This window comes from Microcoleus sp. Pol11C2 (genome assembly GCF_036701505.1).
Taxonomy (GTDB): Bacteria; Cyanobacteriota; Cyanobacteriia; order Cyanobacteriales; family Microcoleaceae; genus Microcoleus.
Window position 1 is genome coordinate 1 of the sequence record NZ_JAUBQX010000081.1, and the last position, 17,231, is coordinate 17,231.

Below are 17,231 nucleotides of genomic sequence, written 5' to 3' on the forward strand. Positions count from 1 at the left end.
ATTCATTTTTTTTGTCATAATCAAGTATTGCATATAATTGTACCGTACTCATGATAATGATTTAGGATTGCTATATCCATTTGTGACCAGTGTTCGACATGGATAGCAAAGCTAGCTAAAAAAAAGAAATTTGTCTCCATATCTTTCCAGCCAGTGCCACCTTCATCAACATAAAATAAAATCGTCATCTTGCCTGATGGTAACTTTTTGACATAAGCGTTACATTATAAGTGTTTTTTAGCCTGTAAGTTATACTAGAATAAAGACAAGACTAAAACCCCATCTCTCACCTGCGCTTATATTGATCGCAAACATCCAGGATACAAGCCCCCAGATTAATCCGTGGAGTCACCTATTCAATCTAAAATCTAAAATCTAAAATCTAAAATCGAATGACCGCACAAACTCCAGTACAATTCCAAGACAGTTTCGACATCATCGTAGTAGGTGGGGGACACTCCGGCTGCGAAGCCGCCCTCGCCACTTCTCGCCTCGGCTGCCGAACTCTTCTCCTCACCCTCAACCTCGACAAAATTGCGTGGCAACCCTGCAATCCCGCTGTCGGCGGCCCGGCTAAAACTCAACTCACTAACGAAGCGGATGCGTTAGGCGGGGAAATTGGCAAAATGGCCGATCGCACCTACTTACAAAAGCGCGTCCTCAACGCTTCGAGAGGCCCCGCAGTGTGGGCCCTGCGAGCACAAACTGACAAGCGGGAATACGCCGCTGTAATGAATAATATTGTCGAAAATCAAGAGAATTTAACCATCCGGGAAGCGATGGTAACAGACTTAGTTTTGGGCAAAAACGAAGAAGTAATCGGAGTTGAAACATACTTCGGCGTCGCTTTTGAATGCAAAGCAGTAATTCTGACTACAGGCACTTTTTTAGGTGGCACGATTTGGGTGGGAAATAAGTCGATGCCCGCCGGACGTGCGGGAGAATTTGCCGCCGTTGGCTTGACGGAAACTCTCAATCGTTTGGGCTTTGAAACAGGCAGGTTAAAAACAGGAACTCCGGCAAGAGTTGACAAGCGTACTCTGGATTATACCAGCCTGGAACCGCAGCCGGGAGATGCAGAGGTTCGCTGGTTTAGTTTCGATCCAGAAGTTTGGGTCGAACGGGAACAAATGCCTTGTTATTTGACTCGAACTACGCCAGCTACTCATCAGTTAATTAGAGACAATTTGCACCTTTCTCCAGTCTACGGTGGCTGGGTGGATGCGAAGGGGCCGCGCTATTGTCCGAGTATTGAAGATAAGATTGTGCGGTTTGCGGATAAGGAAAGTCACCAGATTTTTATTGAACCCGAAGGTAGAGATATTCCTGAACTTTATATCCAAGGATTTTCTACTGGTTTACCAGAAAATTTGCAATTGCAAATGCTGCGGACTCTTCCGGGTTTGGAAAAGTGCGAGATGATGCGCCCTGCTTATGCTGTGGAATACGATTATTTGCCTGCTACTCAGTGCTTTCCAACGCTGATGACTAAGAAGATCGAAGGGCTGTTTTGCGCGGGTCAGGTGAACGGTACAACTGGATATGAGGAGGCGGCGGCACAGGGGATTGTGGCGGGGATTAATGCAGCCAGGTTTGCGAAAAATCAGGAGATGATTGTGTTTCCTCGCGAGCAAAGTTATATCGGCACTTTGATCGATGATTTGTGTACGAAGGATTTGCGGGAACCTTACCGGATGTTGACTTCGCGATCGGAATATCGGCTATTATTGCGATCGGACAATGCTGACCAACGCTTGACGCCGCTGGGACGGGAAATTGGTTTGATTGACGATCGCCGCTGGGAGTTATTCGATCGCAAACAAGCTAATATTGTGGCAGAGAAGGAACGCTTGTACTCGACGCGCGTGAAAGAGCACGAGGAAGTAGGCAAGGCAATTTTTGCAGACACTCAACAAGCAATTAAAGGTTCAATTACTCTTGCTGATTTGTTGCGTCGTCCTGGTTTTCATTATGTGGACTTGGAACGCTACAATTTAGGCAATTCTACTCTGAAGTTGGCTGAGAAAGATGGTGCAGAAATTGACATCAAATATTCCGGCTACCTGCAAAGACAGCAAAATCAAATCGATGACATTGCCAAACACGAACGCCGACAATTGCCCGCAGATTTAGATTACATGGCAATTACAACTCTCTCCAAAGAATCGCGGGAAAAGTTGGCTAAGGTGAAACCGCTGACGATTGGCCAAGCTGCCCGAATTGGTGGGGTAAATCCGGCTGATGTTAATGCTTTGTTGATTTTTCTGGAAGTGCGAAACCGTCAGCAGCCAGCGGGTGTAGGTAAATAACCTCAACTAGAGGTGTCTCAAGGCTTCCTTCAATTTTATGCAATATAGCAATCCTTCCAGGAGTCGTAAACTTTTTACCCCACCCCAACCCTCCCCTTATCAAGGGGAGGGAGTAAGAAATTCACAAATGATTTAGGATTGCTATAGTAGTATGAAAAAGTTTGGCTATTGTGGCACCACTTTTTTGTTTGGCGGCTTTCATATTGATGGATATAGATTCTGGGCTTGGCTGAGTCACGGTATGAATCAACTTTTATCGGAATTTACAAAACTCACCCGACTTGGCTTATAAAAACTCCGAAATCGGGAATTGATACCTGTATTCCGCAAGGCCACAAAAACGGAAAACTGGCAGAATGTCAACTAGAATTGATGAAACTCTGCCAGTCTATTGTAGATATTTATCAATCCTCGAACCTGCCTAAAACCCCAACTTCCATAAAGAGTGCCAGAGAGAGGGGGAGACAGCGAGAGGGAGAGGGGGAGAGGGGGAGAATTGGGAAACACAGTTAAATTCATCCGTGTATCCGTGTCCGAATCCGTGTCGTGTCCTTCTTCCCTCTTCCTTCTTCCTTCTTCCTTCCTTTAATGTGCCCAGAGAATCACGCCAGCTTCATAAGGACTGCTGAGATTATCGTGCTTCGGCAAAACCCGCAACGACAAACCTTGCAAACCACTAGAAGTATAAGTAATGTCAGCCGTATAAAGGCTAGCATTGTTAGCATCTTCTCCCAAATACTCCATCACCACCGGCACGCCACCAATGATATCGCCGTTAGCATCAACCGAGCCTTGATAAAGTTCAACTTGCACGTCCGCAGGCGTCAATCCCATCAGATTAATCCGAGATTTAACAGAGATCGACTGATTGACCTTAACTTCCTTATCCTGGGAAATATCAACAGCCTCAATCTTAATATCCTTCCACTTGGCGAGAACGTGCTTCTTCCAGTGAGATAACTCCTTGGCGGGAGCGCAATTATCCGAAGTCATGGTGTGGTAGCGATCGCTCACCGGGAAATATGCCCGCCGCGCGTAATCCTTCACCATCCGAGCAGTATTGAAGAAAGGACAGTTCAAGCGAATCGAATCCTTCATTTTCTCCGTCCAACCGCGCGGAATTCCATCAGCATCCCGGTTGTAAAATAGGGGTACAACTTCCTTTTCCATCAAGTCGTACAAAGCATTCGCCTCGACCTCATCCTGATACTTAGTATCTTCGTAAAACTCCCCATGTCCGATCGGCCAACCGGTACGAACATAATCCGCCTCATCCCACCATCCGTCAAGAATGCTCAGATTAGGCAAACCGTTCATCGAAGCTTTCATCCCCGAAGTACCGGAAGCCTCACGCGGGCGGCGTGGCGTATTCAGCCACACATCGCAGCCCGACACCATCATCCGAGCGACGTTAATGTCGTAGTTCGGTAAAAACACCATCGAACTCATCGTCTCGTGCTCGCGGATGAAGTGAACGATATCCCGAATCAATTCCTTACCCGGAATATCCATCGGGTGAGCCTTCCCAGCAATCACAAACTGCACCGGGCGATTTTGATCCCGCATGATCCGCATGATTCGATCGACATCGCGCAAAAACAGCGTCGCCCGCTTGTAAGTAGCAAAGCGGCGAGCAAACCCGATCGTCAGCACCTTCGGATTGAGAGCCTCCCGCGCGTGTTCGATTTCCGTTTGGGCCGCACCGCGCTCGCGCAAAGTCTTTTGCAGCCACTCCCGCGCGAACACCACCAACTCCGATCGACAGCGTTCGTGATTGCGCCATAGTTCCTCATCAGGAATCGACGACATTCTGTCCCAGAGACGATCGTCCCTGCGAGTCATTTCCCAATCGGGGCCGAGGTAGCGATCGTACAACTCTTGAGTAGACTTCGCCACACAACTGCGAGCGTGTACCCCGTTCGTAATCGAAGTAATCGGTACTTCTTCCTGCGGCAAACCCGGCCACAAACCCTGAAACATCGGGCGCGACACCACACCGTGCAAAGCCGCCACCCCGTTGACAAAACTCGACATTTTAATTGCCAAAATTGCCATATTCAGAGGTGCGGACAAATCCGCAGTATTCTCCCTGCCCAATCCTAAAAACTCATCTTGCGACAAGCCAAACATCTTGGGATACTGACTCAGATAGTGCATCACCATATCCGGCTCGAACAAGTCAAACCCAGCAGGTACCGGCGTGTGAGTCGTAAACATACTGCTCGAAACCACCACCTGTTCCGCTTCTACGAAACTCAGGTGATATTCCTCCATCAGCATCCGAATGCGTTCCAAAGCCATGAAAGCCGCGTGGCCTTCATTCATGTGATAAGCCGTAACTGTCAGCCCCAATGCCTTGAGCATTTTCACGCCGCCGATGCCCAGCATGATTTCTTGGTGCATCCGCAGAGTTTTATCACCGCCGTACAGTTGGTCGGTAATATCTTGGTCGTAGCGGCTGTTAGGTTCAATATTTGTATCCATTAGGTACAAAGGAACCGTTCCCACTTGTACCCGCCAAATCCGGGCATACACCTTGCGGCCGGGATAGTCCACCTCAATCCGCAATTCCGAACCGTCGGGATTGCGTTCTGGGTGCAGCGGCATATTGTAGAAATCGTTGAGCGGATAGCGTTCTTGCTGCCAGCCGTCGGCGTTGAGATACTGCGAAAAATAACCTTCTTGGTATAGCAAGCCGACACCGACTAAGGGCAAGCCCAAATCGCTAGCTGATTTGAGGTGGTCGCCTGCAAGCACGCCCAAACCCCCTGAATAAATGGGTAGGGCTTTAACTAAGCCGAATTCCATCGAAAAGTAAGCGTAGCATTCCTGCTGCTCAGTGCCGCGCTGTTTGCGGTACCAGGCGCGATTTTTGAGATAATCGTCTAACTGCTGGGCTGCTCGGTTCATTTGGGCAATGAAGCCTTCGTCTTCTGCCATTTCTTGCAGTCGCTCTTGAGATATGGTTCCGAGCATCAGCACCGGGTTTTGGTTGCTAGAGTCCCACAGGTCTCGATCGAGGCGGCGGAAGAGGTCTTTGGTATCGACGTTCCAGTCCCAGTGCAAGTTGTAAGCAAGCTTGCGTAGGGGTTCGAGAATTGTCGGTAGCGACGGGGAAACGTTAAATGTGCGAATTGGCTGCATAGACAAAGCCTTTATGTTGGGGTAGCGATATTTTCCTCTGTCTTTAGCCGCAAGTCCGTTATTCTGCACACTATTTTAAGTTTTAACCAGTTCATGCACGATGCCATCAAGCAGACGAAACGGAAGCGCAGGTCGTTCGATGTGAGCGAACTAGGCGTTTTCGGCTGCGATAACTGTCGCAAGAAGGCCTTGCCACCAGACCATCACGACGGGACGGGGATCTGTATTGAGTGTGGCAACGAGTTTTCCTACAGTGGCTGCTCATGCGACGGCTGCAGCGGCGGGACGTATGCGGGTTTCGGCGGTGGTCGCACGACTTTTTAGGTGTAACGTTCGCAGAAATTGCACGCAGTCGTAACGCAGTCGTAACTCGCGACCCAATTAAGCAATTTTCACTTGTTGCAACTGAGAATTTACCAATAGCTTACTAGCATCATTGGCTGATAGTGCAGGGCTGAAATAATGACCCTGAATTTCTTGACAGTGGAGCGATCGCAAACACTCCAACTGCTCTTTAGTTTCTACTCCTTCGGCTACCACGCTCAAGTTCAAATCTCGCCCCAGGGTAGCTACAGCCTTAGCGATCGCCCGTTCGCACGGATCAGTCGTCAATCCGCTGACAAAGGATTTATCTATTTTTAAGATATTCAATGGAAACTTTTTGAGATAATTTAGAGAACAATAACCCGTGCCGAAATCGTCCAGCGCAATTTGCACTCCCATATTCTGCAACTCCCTGAGAACTTTTGTGGTATAATCCACATCTTGCATGGCTGTAGTCTCGGTAATTTCTAACTCTAAATACTTGGGTGCCAAACCGCTTTTTTCCAAGCATTTCGCTACCATTTCTAATAAATTAAATTGCTGGAACTGCCGAGCCGAAACGTTGACTGCTACCCGCAAATCTGGCTGCAAAGCATCCTGCCAAGCTTTATTTTGAGTGCAGGCTGTTTGCAGCACCCATTCCCCAATAGTTACAATGAGTCCGTTCTCTTCGGCGATCGGAATAAATGTAGCGGGAGTAACTAAACCTAATTGTGGATGTTGCCAGCGTAGCAGGGCTTCCATGCCCTGAATTTGCCAAGTAGTAATGTTGACTTTTGGCTGGTAGAAAACCTCAAATTCTCCTTGTTCTAAAGCCTCGTGTAGCCTGTGTTCTATAGTTAGTAAATGGCTGCCTTGGGGATTAAGTGTTGAAGTATATAACTGATAGTTATTTCTTCCCATTTCTTTAGCGTAGTACAAGGCAGCATCGGCATTTTTGACTAAAGTTTCGGCCTCTTCACCATCATCGGGGTAAAGGGCAATGCCGATGCTGCTGCTAACATGGAACGGTTGTCCTTCTAGTTTAAATGCTGGCTTTAAATTGTTGAGTATTCTTTGAGCTGTTTTAACGGCATCTTCTAAGCAATTGATATCGGGAAGCAGTATGGTAAATTCGTCGCCTCCCCAGCGGGCAACAGTGTCAGTCGATCGCAAAGTGTCGCTGATACGTCCGGCAAAACCTTCTAACAGGCGATCGCCCGCAGCGTGACCTAATGTATCATTAATCTTTTTGAACCTGTCCAAGTCTAAAAACATCACAGCAAGCATTTTTTTTGTTTGTTTAGCTTGTTTTAAGGAAGCCAGCAGCCGCTCGTTAAAAAGTATCCGGTTCGGTAAACCGGTGAGTTGGTCATAAACAGCTTGATAGCGAATAATTTCTTCAGCTTGCTTGCGCTGAGTGATATCCATCATCGTGCCGATCGCCCTGACTGCTTTGCCACTTTCATTGCGGATGATATAGCCGCGATCTAGCACAAAAACATATCCCCCGTCTGCACGGTGAAAGCTGTATTCTTCCGACCAACATTGAGCATCTGAGTTCATTGTTTGGTTGAAGCTTAACATCACTCTTTCCCGTTCTTCGGGATGAATATTTAACCACCAGGATTCTAATTCTATCGTCTGAGTTTCGTTGAGTTTGTATCCAAAAACGTTTTCAAACTCTGCGCTCAACCAATACTCATTTTTTAACAAATCAAAATCCCATACGGCATCATTTGTCGCCCGCGTCAGCAGGTGAAAGCGTTCTTCGCTTTTGCGTAGTTTTTCTTCGGATTGCACCCGTTCCGTTACATCCCGAAAGCTGAATACTCGACCAGTAATTGTGCCTCCAGTGCGCTGGGGCAATGAGTAGCGCTCGAAGATTCTGCCATCTGTCAACTCGATGAGATCGTAACTTTCTGCTGCAGGGCGATCGGACAATTCTTTAGCACGGTTGAGAAATATTTCCGGGTATTTTAACTGGTTGATTCCAAACCCCAAAATTTGGTTGTTATCTCTCGAATCAAGCAGTAAATCCGGCAACTGCCACATTTCGGCAAATTTGCGGTTAAAGCTGACAACTTTTCCTTCACTGTCAACCGCCAGAATACCGTCAGCCGTAGATTCAATGGTTGCTTGAAGCAACGAAAGAGATGTTTCTAGTTCTAACTCTGCTAATTTGCGATCGCTGATGTCAAATGCTGTGATTAATATTGAGGCTTTTTTTTCAAATTTTATAATATCTACAGTTGCTTCAATCCAGCGCATTTCTCCAGTTTTCGTGACTATTACTAATTCATATTTAGAGCCTGCTGTTGAGCGCGCATGGCTGGATTTACCCCATTTTTTAACTATTTCTATAAAATCTAGATGAATTAAGTCGTATAAATCCAAGGCTAGTAATTCTTCGCGAGTATATCCTGTCAGAGCTTCTGTCTGAGCATTGACATAGCGGAACTGTCTGCGGTGATAGATAAATGCAACAGCATTAACAGTTTCTATCAGTTGGCGAAACTTTTTTTCACTGCGCCGCAAATTTCTTTCAACCCGCTTTCTATCGGTAATATCTTGTGCTATATATAACTTGCCGCTGACCTTGCCTTGACCGTCGCGAATAATTGAAATAGAAAGTAGTACAATGATTTTTTTTCGATGTTTAGAAAGGTAGACTTTTTCGACGTTGCGGACAAAACCTTCGGCTGTTAAACTTGCTAACTCTAATTCCGGGGCTGGTGATTCAGTTTTCTTAAACAGTCTGGCTATTGGTGTGCCTAACAACTCTTTTTTAGAGTATCCCAAAAGTTGACAGGTAGCTTGGTTTAACGACAGAATATGACCGCCCGGGGTGGTGGCAATTATCGAGACGTTCATTTCCTCGCAAATATCGAGAGCATATTCGGCAGTTTGCTGCAAGTCTTGGGTCATTTGGGCAATAGTATGCCAGATATCCTGTTCTTTTTTTGGTGGATACAACACTTTTTCTCCTTTTGGTACCTTGTCATTCTCTGTTTCAGACTTCGGCTTGATTAACCTCATCGTCTTGGATAAGCTATTTACTGTTTTACCCCTGAGCAATAATGAGATTACTACACAAATAACAACTAGATAATAACCGATTATGTTCCACCTCAGAGTAGCTTCTCTTCTAGGGATTTCCTGAGATTCTATATAATTAGAAATCGGTAACTTTACTGGCTCAATTTGGGATAATTTATCCAAAAATAATGCGGTGCTTGTAGAAGTAAGGGGGCGAGCTGCCGAGGGCAAATAGCTATGTTTCTGAGACCGAACCAAAATCCCTTCTACAGGGCGAGTGGCAGGTTCATCTCCTAGACTTGTCCGTAATATTTTTGGATTTAGGCCACATTCTAGACCAAAAATAGCAACCGCAAAATATCCCAACATCACTTGAAAAAATTTTTTCATGGGCTCTACTTCCTACTTTCAAATAAATCTTTTTAGCCGCCATAAATCTAAAAAAAATTAGCCGAACTTTTTCTATCATGGGCAAACCCAGCCACTATTAATTTATGTGGATTTGTAAATAAATTTTTTCCAAGCTAATAACTTAGCTTTATAACTAATTACAATTTTAATCTTAATTTAAAATGTGTCATCAGCCATTGTGCCACAAATTATCCGCCATTCTGCCTAGACACCGCGTGGGAGCGCGCTAAAATTAGATAATTCCCGCAAAAAGGCGACCGGGATTCGTTAGAAAAATAAACAATTAGCTTAAAATCGATGCAGAGGTCCACTAATTGAACCCATGAGTCAGACCATCCCACAACTCGAAAAAGAAGTCCGCGCGCTGCAAGCAGAAGTTACCGCCCTGCAAGACTCGCTGGAAAAACTTGGCGTACAGCGCTCTGAGTGCCGAGTGGCAGTCAGTTTTCCCAAAAATAATACTCCTCAAGCCATTGCTGAGTTCCACCAGCAAACTGCTGCTTTTGGGGAGCAGTGGTTGCAGCAAATCCAGGAAATTGACAGAGAGACTAAAAATATTGAAAAGCAACTGCAGCCAAAAGAGGCTTTACTCAATTACAAACAAGGCGAACTAGACAAATTGCTGGCCGGACAGCACTGGCAAGAAGTAGAAAACCACGTTCAAACCGGGGAAAAACGCTTGCAAGCACAAGCTCGTAGAATCAATCAAGCAGCAGCGCAGCTAGAGGCAGAGATTCAAGCTTTAAAAGCACTGTACGACCAACTCAATCCGAGTTATTCGGAGTGGTTTCAACAACCAACTCAAATAGTAGAATTTTCGGCAAAAACTATTCCTTATGCTTTTCCTAGCAGCAGCGGGTTGATTTTGGAGAATAAGGAGATTGAGTGGGAAAAAAAGTAGTTTTGGCTTGTGAATTTTAAAGGTAAATTAGTGATTTGAATGTCGCCGTCGAACGATCCAATAAGCAAGACAGATTCGACGGCAACATCCCAAGGCTTTTACCTGTTTTTTTAGAGAAAAAATACAAAACTGCCTCTGGCGCAGTTAATTTTAAGATTTTTGAGTTTCATTTTTTGAAACAGGTTTATTTTTAACTCTGGTGTCAATCTAAAATCTAAAATATAAAAGTTCTGGACGCATCAACCGGGTTTTACCAAAAGACTTTGTTGCAGCTTTCGCTTCCGCTAAAAAACCCGGTTGATGAGAGCGAGGAGTGCGTAAGCCCTGTCTAAAATCTCACATAGACTTACTGATGAAACAATTGATTTGGATAGCGCTATTTATTATGGTTGCGGTGGCGGCTGTGGGTTGGCGTTCTGACTCGTGGCAGCGGTTGTCGAGTGTACCCGCAGTTTCGCTCGATCCCAATATCCACATTTCCCAAAACCCCTCTCCCTCACAGCTTTCTATTGAAAAAAATGCCGTTTTTGAACCCCAAATTGACCAATCCCGCTTGTGGAAACACGTGGATAGTTTAGCAGGAGAACGCGAGGGAGAACGATCTCGCTCTTTTACTAGAGACTACATTTCCAAACAACTGCAAACATTAGGATTTTCCCCCGAGTTGCAGCGGTTCGATCGAGGAGTCAACGTCTTCGCTGAGAGAAAAGGTACTGACTCAAACGCGGGTGCAATTTTAGTGGCAGCACACTACGATACTGTTCCAAACTCCCCAGGCGCTGATGACAATGCGACGGGAGTTGCAGTAGTTTTAGAACTAGCAAGATTGCTGGGTTCTCGTGCCACACCTCGGACGCTGCAAGTAGCATTTTTCGACCTGGAAGAACTCGGACTTTTAGGCAGTTTAGCATTCACAGGTAGCGACGCGCGGTTAAAAAATTTGCAGGGAGCGATCGTCCTGGATATGGTAGGTTATGCCTGCCGCACGCCCGGATGCCAGCAATATCCCGAAGGATTGACAGCGCAACCTTTTCTAGAAGCATCGGGGGTAACTTCTCCCGATAAAGGCGAGTTTATCGCTGTGATTGGGGATGCGGAACATCCGCTGCTATTGAAAAGTTTTGCGGAGTCTGGAAAAGCAGGTTTGCCGCCGGTGGTGGCGCTTCCGGTTCCCCTGAAAGGGTTGCTGACTCCCGATGTTTTACGCAGCGACCACGCGCCTTTCTGGTATAAAGGAATTGGTGCTGTGTTGGTGACGGATACTGCAAATTTGCGATCGCCCCACTATCACCAATCTAGCGATACATTAGCAACTATCGATCGACCTTTTTTCGCCGGTTCTGCTCAAATTGTTGTCAATGCCGTGGCTAAATTATTGGAATTAGGTAATTAGTAATTGGTAATTGGTAATCTAGTCGTTACCAGGATCTGCCTGGTAAGGCAGATCCGGAGGCTATGCCTCCGATTTTCCCAAGCCAAGCAAGCGAGGCAAAGCCTCTGACAATCTGTTCCTAGGCAGAACGTAGGAACCACCTAAATTACTAATAACTAATCACTAATAACAAATGACTAACAAAGAAAGCCTGCAACGGCAGTTACTGCAACTAGACAATCGAGGCTACAAAGCCTACAAAGACATTCAAGGTAACTACGACTTTTCTGAATTTACATTAATTATTGATTACGTGCAGGGAGATCCGTTTGCTTCTCCCAGTAAATTTAGAGTTAGAGTTCCGCCAAAAATTGCTCAAATTCCTGGCGAACTTTTCAATTCTCGCAGTCGAGAAATAGCCTTGCGAGATTACCTAACTCGCCAGTTTGACCAAGCAGCACACAGCATCAGCAGCAAACGCGGTACTGGCAAAAGCGGTATGATTGCAGTGACTCGCTTCGGACAAGAAGTTTTAGAGCGAACTTCGGCATTTATCATTTCCTCCAATACATCCGATATCGAAGCTTTAGGAGGAGTTGAACTGCGATTTGCCGTCGGACTTCCAGCGGGAGGACGCAGCATCTTAGGGCGACAAGCTGCTGAAATGCTGTGCGAGGATATTCCGCAAATTGTCAGTAAATCTCTGAAATATGTTAACTTAAATGCTGCTGAATGTCGCCGTCACGTTGAAACTGTAGAAGATGCTGACTGGCTGCGGCAGCAGTTAGCTGAAAAAGGATTAGTTGCGTTTGTGGCTAACGGTTCTATTTTGCCCCGCCGCAGCGGTGTTGATAACAGTCCTTTGTTAAATAATGCTGTGGCTTTTCAGTCGCCGCCCTCGTTAAAAGTTGACTTTAACTGTCCGAATCGCGGTTTGATTTCCGGTATGAGTATTCCCGCTGGCATTACTTTGATTGTTGGCGGCGGCTATCATGGCAAATCAACTTTACTCAGGGCGATCGAGTTGGGAGTTTACAACCGAATTCCGGGAGATGGTAGGGAATTTGTGGTGACTAATCCGGCGGCGGTTAAAATTAGAGCGGAAGATGGCAGAAGTGTTGCGGGAGTTGATATTTCGCCTTTTATTAACCACTTGCCACAAGGTAGAGATACTGCACAATTTTATACTGAGAATGCGAGCGGTAGCACGTCGCAAGCTGCTAATATTATTGAAGCTTTGGAATTAGTCGCTTCTTCAGAAGAGGATTTAGTGCCTGTTTTATTGGTTGATGAGGATACGGCGGCCACTAATTTTATGATTCGCGATCGCCGAATGCAAGAACTCATCGCTAAGGATAAGGAACCGATTACGCCGTTTATTGATAAAGTTAAACAGTTGTACGCAGATTGCGGCGTATCGACTATTTTAGTCATGGGGGGAAGTGGGGATTATTTTGATGTAGCAGGTACGGTGATTGCACTGGATAATTTTCAAGCATATAATGTGACGGAAAAAGCTAAAGAGATTGCTAAAAAATACTCGATTAGCCGCGCTTCTGAAGGGGGAGAAAATTTTGGTAAGATTACTCAAAGAGTGCCGATTCCTGCTAGTTTAGATCCGAGTCGGGGACGGCGAGATGTGCGGGTGAAGGTGCGGGATGTTGATGAATTGGCTTTCGGAAGTGAGGAGATTGATTTGGGTGCTGTTGAGCAAATTGTGGACAGCGGACAGTTAAGGGCGATCGCTGCGGCAATGGTTTATGCTAAGCAGCAATACATGGATGGAAAACGCACTTTGTCGGAAATCATAGATTTGGTGATGGCAGATATTGACGCCCAAGGGATGGATATTTTATCGCCTTTTCCTGAAGGGGATTTTGCCATGTTTCGACGGTTTGAATTGGCGGCGGCAATTAATCGGCTTCGCAGTTTGTCGGTTGTTACTAAGTAGACTTGCTTAATATAAGTATTGTTGTCCTACTTTTGATATGCTGACAAAAGTGAGTGCAAAAACCGCGATTGAAGTATGACCTGCAATATAGGACAACTGACTGCTTTAAGCGATCGACCTTATATAGTATTAAGCAATCAAGGGGAGATTTTACAGTTAGAGTTAAAACAGCAGCAGCACGTATTGGGGCGCGATCGCACTCGTGCTGATTTAGTCATTCCCGAACCCTGGCGCGCAGTTTCCGGCGTTCACGCTATTTTGCGCCAAATAGGGGATAATTACTGGATTTACGACGGTGACGGGCAGCGGCCGAGCACTAATGGCTTATTTGTCGATCGCACTCGCATCACTCCCAATGACGGTTATTGTCTGAAAAACGGCACAGAAATTAAAATCGGTCTCGATCCTCAAAATCAAGTTTTGCTGAGTTATTTTAATCCGCTGGCGAACCAGGTTGCTGTGCCTAGCAAGCAGTCACTTCTTCTTAAGAATCGGTCGGTTTTGTTGGGTCGCGATCCAAACGCTTCGCTGCAATTAGATGCGCCGCTTGTTTCTAGACGCCACGCCACAATCGACCAAGACAGTCGCGGTAATTATATTTTGCGAGACCACAGCGTTAACGGGGTTTTTGTTAACGGTCAGCGAGTGACAAATTCTGTACAGTTGTCCGAGGGAGATGCAATTCGGATCGGGCCGTTTACTCTAACTTACCGCAGCGGTGAGTTGCAGATGCAAGACTCCGGCCATCAAATTCGTTTGGATGCTGACAGTCTGGTGATTCCCAAGCGTTTGGATAACATCACTTTGGCGATCGAACCGGGGCAGTTTGTGGCTTTAGTCGGCGGCAGTGGCGCTGGCAAATCTACTTTAATGCGGACGCTTTTAGGCATCGAAAAAACTACTAACGGCGCTGTGTTTCTCAACGGCGACAACCTGCGCCAAAACTTCAATATTTACCGCAATCAAATCGGTTACGTGCCTCAAGATGATATTGTGCACGCAGATTTGACAGTACAAGAAGTTTTGAGTTATGCAGCTAAATTGCGCTTACCTCCCGATACAGATGTCAAGCAGGTAGTCGCAAAAACTTTAGAAGATATTGAAATGACTCACCGTCGCAATGCTTTGGTAAAACAGCTTAGCGGCGGACAGCGGAAGCGGGTCAGCATTGGAGTTGAACTGTTAGCTGATCCGAAACTTTTCTTTTTAGACGAACCGACTTCTGGACTCGATCCTGGTTTGGATAAGAAGATGATGCAACTGCTGCGAAAGTTGGCAAATCAAGGCCGGACGGTGATTCTGGTGACTCACGCGACGGCAAATATCACGATGTGCGATCGGATTGTGTTTATGGGTCGCGGCGGACGCCTTTGTTACTTCGGCCCGCCTAGGGAAGCCCTCGATTTTTTCGATGTCAAAACAAGTGATTTTGCAGACATTTACAACGAATTAGAAACAGGAGAAACCAACGTTCAAAGCTGGGCCGAAAAGTTTAATAAATCTCCCTACTATCAGCGCTATATTGTCAACCACTTCAGCACAGGCAAGGCTAATGCAAAAATACCTTCTGCACCTTCTGCACCAAAATCTCAATCTTTTGTAAAACAACTCGTTTTGCTTGCCCAGCGCTATTTTCAACTCGTTTCCCGCGACTTAGTTAACTTGAGTTTAGCTCTTTTAACGGCTCCGATAGGCATTAGTTTGCTGCGGCTAGCCGTCAGAGATAAAGACCCATTAATTGGCGCACCGGAGGCAACTTCAGCACCTTTGGCGCTCAGAGTTTTGTTTGTATTTACCTGCGCGGCGATTTGGGTAGGACTGGCAACTTCTCTGCAAGAAATTGTCAAAGAATCTGCTATTTATCTGCGCGAACGTTTGGTTAATTTAGGATTGTTTGCTTATTTAGGTTCAAAAATTTTTATACTTTCTGGTTTGGCAGTATTGCAAACACTGTTAATGGTTGGAGTTATTCTGATTGCTTTTAAATCCCCCGAACCGAGTTTTATTTCTTGGCCTGTGGGAGCAAGTATTACCACCTTCCTAACTTTAATGAGCTGCATAAGCCTTGGATTAGTCGTTTCCGCGATTGTTAAAAATAGCTCTCAAGCTAACAGCGCTTTGCCTCTATTATTGCTGCCTCAGATTATTTTTTCTGGAGTTTTGTTTAAGATGGAAGGTGCGGCGAACAAGTTTTCTTGGCTGATGTTAAGCCGCTGGTCTGTAGGTGCTTACGGCTCTTTAGTTAATGTGAATGGGATGGTTCCCGCGCCTACTACATTACCGGACGGGAGTACGCTTCCTCAGCCGTTTGAGCCTACTCCTGTTTACGATCCAACGTGGGAAAATTTGGGTTTAAATTGGGGTATTTTGTGCGTGCATATTTTCGTTTATTTGATGTTGACTCTGTGGTTGCAGAAGCGGAAGGATATTTTATAATTAAAATTTCGCACTTTTAACTCACAGTTCATTATCAAATCAGATGGGGGGAGGAATCAATGTTAGTTAAAACCAACGCAGTAGTAGAAATTGCTGCATCGCCTGAATTAGTGTTTGATTTTGTTACGTCGCTGTCAAATCTGCCCAAAGTCTTTCGCGGATATGGCCCAATTCCAGCCATTATTAAAGCTGAGATGGCAGATGGTGGAGAGATGCGTGAAGGTGGCGTGCGGCGGATAGAAAATTCCGACACTTCGGTGATTGATGAAGAAATCATTACTTTCAAAAAGCCAGAAAGACAAACTTACCGACTGGTTAGAGGGTTTAAGTTTCCGATTTCTCTACTCATTGAGTCGGGTGGAGGAAATTGGAATTTCACTGCTACAGCAAATGGAACTCAGATTGATTGGGAGTTTTATTTTATGCTGACTTCTCCGGTATTATATCCCGTTGGGTTGTTGTTAGTTCAGGTTTTTATGCAAAAAGCTATGCAGCAGTGTTTAGATAATATTAAAGAATATTTGGCTAACCCAAGCGAATTGATGGTATGAATTATTGGCTGATGAAGTCGGAACCAGATGTTTATAGTATTGCGAATTTGAAGCACGACCGCACTTCTATTTGGGATGGCGTTCGCAACTATCAAGCGCGCAATTTTATGCGAGAAATGAGTCGGGGAGATTTAGTATTTTTTTACCATTCTAATACTAAAATACCAGGAATTGTCGGCTTACTGCGCGTCGTTGAAACGGGAATTGCGGACCCAAGCCAGTTCGATATGAATAGCAAATATTATGATGCTAAATCGCAGTTTGATGCGCCTCGCTGGCAAACGGTCAAAGTGGAGTTTGTTGAGGAGTTTGCTAAGTTAATATCTTTGGATGAACTGAAACAAAAGTTTAGTGCTGATGAGATTTTGGTGGTGAGGAAAGGCAATCGGTTATCGGTGATGCCGGTATCTGAAGTTGCTGCTGAGAAGATTTTGAAGATGAGATGAGTTTATTACCCACTTTATACCGGGCGAATGTAATACTAATTTTCCCCAATAGTGTTACAGTTAGTATGTGTCATTGTTGTAATTTATTACCCAAATATCAGGAAGAAAAATGTCAGTCTTGTGTCAAGATTGACATTCCGGAAACAGCAGAAGAGGTGAGAGATATTCTGAGGAAAGAGAAAGATGTGACTTTCCACGAAAAACTCCAAGTTCTGTATTGGCTCAAAACCCAAACGCTAGAAACTGTATTGTCGGCTGCTGTGCGGTGGTAGTCCTGCATAGTCATGATAATTAATACCAATTTAATATGAAGCTGCATAGAATAGGGCTTCAAGAATAAAATTGTAAGATGACAACGAACAGATTTG

The 17,231-nt window shown here is 45.4% G+C and carries 10 protein-coding genes; 8 read left to right on the forward strand and 2 right to left on the reverse strand.

The window, feature by feature from the left end; all coding sequences use genetic code 11:
- Window positions 1-392: 392 nt before the first annotated feature.
- Window positions 393-2,309: a tRNA uridine-5-carboxymethylaminomethyl(34) synthesis enzyme MnmG gene (gene mnmG, locus QUA42_RS26230; protein ID WP_333141428.1), complete on the forward strand. Its 1,917-nt coding sequence runs from the start codon at window positions 393-395 to the stop codon at window positions 2,307-2,309.
- Between the two features lie 585 nt (window positions 2,310-2,894).
- Here the strand turns inward: mnmG and glgP are convergent.
- Both glgP and QUA42_RS26240 read right to left on the reverse strand, forming a co-directional pair.
- Complete coding sequence (glgP, locus tag QUA42_RS26235) at window positions 2,895-5,453, reverse strand: alpha-glucan family phosphorylase (RefSeq protein ID WP_333141432.1); 2,559 nt, start codon at window positions 5,451-5,453, stop codon at window positions 2,895-2,897.
- A gap of 381 nt (window positions 5,454-5,834) precedes the next feature.
- Window positions 5,835-9,185 (reverse strand): EAL domain-containing protein, encoded by a 3,351-nt coding sequence (locus QUA42_RS26240; RefSeq protein WP_333141435.1) that lies wholly within the window; start codon window positions 9,183-9,185, stop codon window positions 5,835-5,837.
- Between the two features lie 343 nt (window positions 9,186-9,528).
- Here QUA42_RS26240 and QUA42_RS26245 point away from each other — a divergent pair, with 343 nt between their 5' ends.
- The 7 genes from QUA42_RS26245 (at window position 9,529) to QUA42_RS26275 (ending at window position 17,135) form a co-directional block, all read left to right on the forward strand.
- Window positions 9,529-10,107 (forward strand): hypothetical protein, encoded by a 579-nt coding sequence (locus QUA42_RS26245; protein ID WP_333141437.1) that lies wholly within the window; start codon window positions 9,529-9,531, stop codon window positions 10,105-10,107.
- Between the two features lie 352 nt (window positions 10,108-10,459).
- Window positions 10,460-11,500: a M28 family peptidase gene (locus QUA42_RS26250; RefSeq protein WP_333141439.1), complete on the forward strand. Its 1,041-nt coding sequence runs from the start codon at window positions 10,460-10,462 to the stop codon at window positions 11,498-11,500.
- Between the two features lie 172 nt (window positions 11,501-11,672).
- Window positions 11,673-13,430, forward strand: coding sequence for an ABC-ATPase domain-containing protein (locus QUA42_RS26255; RefSeq protein WP_333141441.1), 1,758 nt, complete (start codon window positions 11,673-11,675; stop codon window positions 13,428-13,430).
- Between the two features lie 75 nt (window positions 13,431-13,505).
- Entirely contained in the window at window positions 13,506-15,866 is a 2,361-nt protein-coding gene (locus tag QUA42_RS26260; RefSeq protein WP_333141443.1) for an FHA domain-containing protein, read from the forward strand.
- A gap of 59 nt (window positions 15,867-15,925) precedes the next feature.
- Window positions 15,926-16,417 carry an SRPBCC family protein gene (locus QUA42_RS26265; RefSeq protein ID WP_333141445.1) on the forward strand — a complete coding sequence of 164 codons (492 nt, stop codon included), beginning with the start codon at window positions 15,926-15,928 and terminating at the stop codon, window positions 16,415-16,417.
- A complete protein-coding gene (locus tag QUA42_RS26270) occupies window positions 16,414-16,863 on the forward strand; it encodes an EVE domain-containing protein (protein WP_333141447.1) in 450 nt (149 codons plus the stop codon). The genes QUA42_RS26265 and QUA42_RS26270 overlap by 4 nt, the downstream gene beginning before the upstream one ends.
- Complete coding sequence (locus QUA42_RS26275; protein ID WP_333141449.1) at window positions 16,860-17,135, forward strand: hypothetical protein; 276 nt, start codon at window positions 16,860-16,862, stop codon at window positions 17,133-17,135. The genes QUA42_RS26270 and QUA42_RS26275 overlap by 4 nt, the downstream gene beginning before the upstream one ends.
- The last annotated feature ends 96 nt before the right edge of the window (window positions 17,136-17,231 follow it).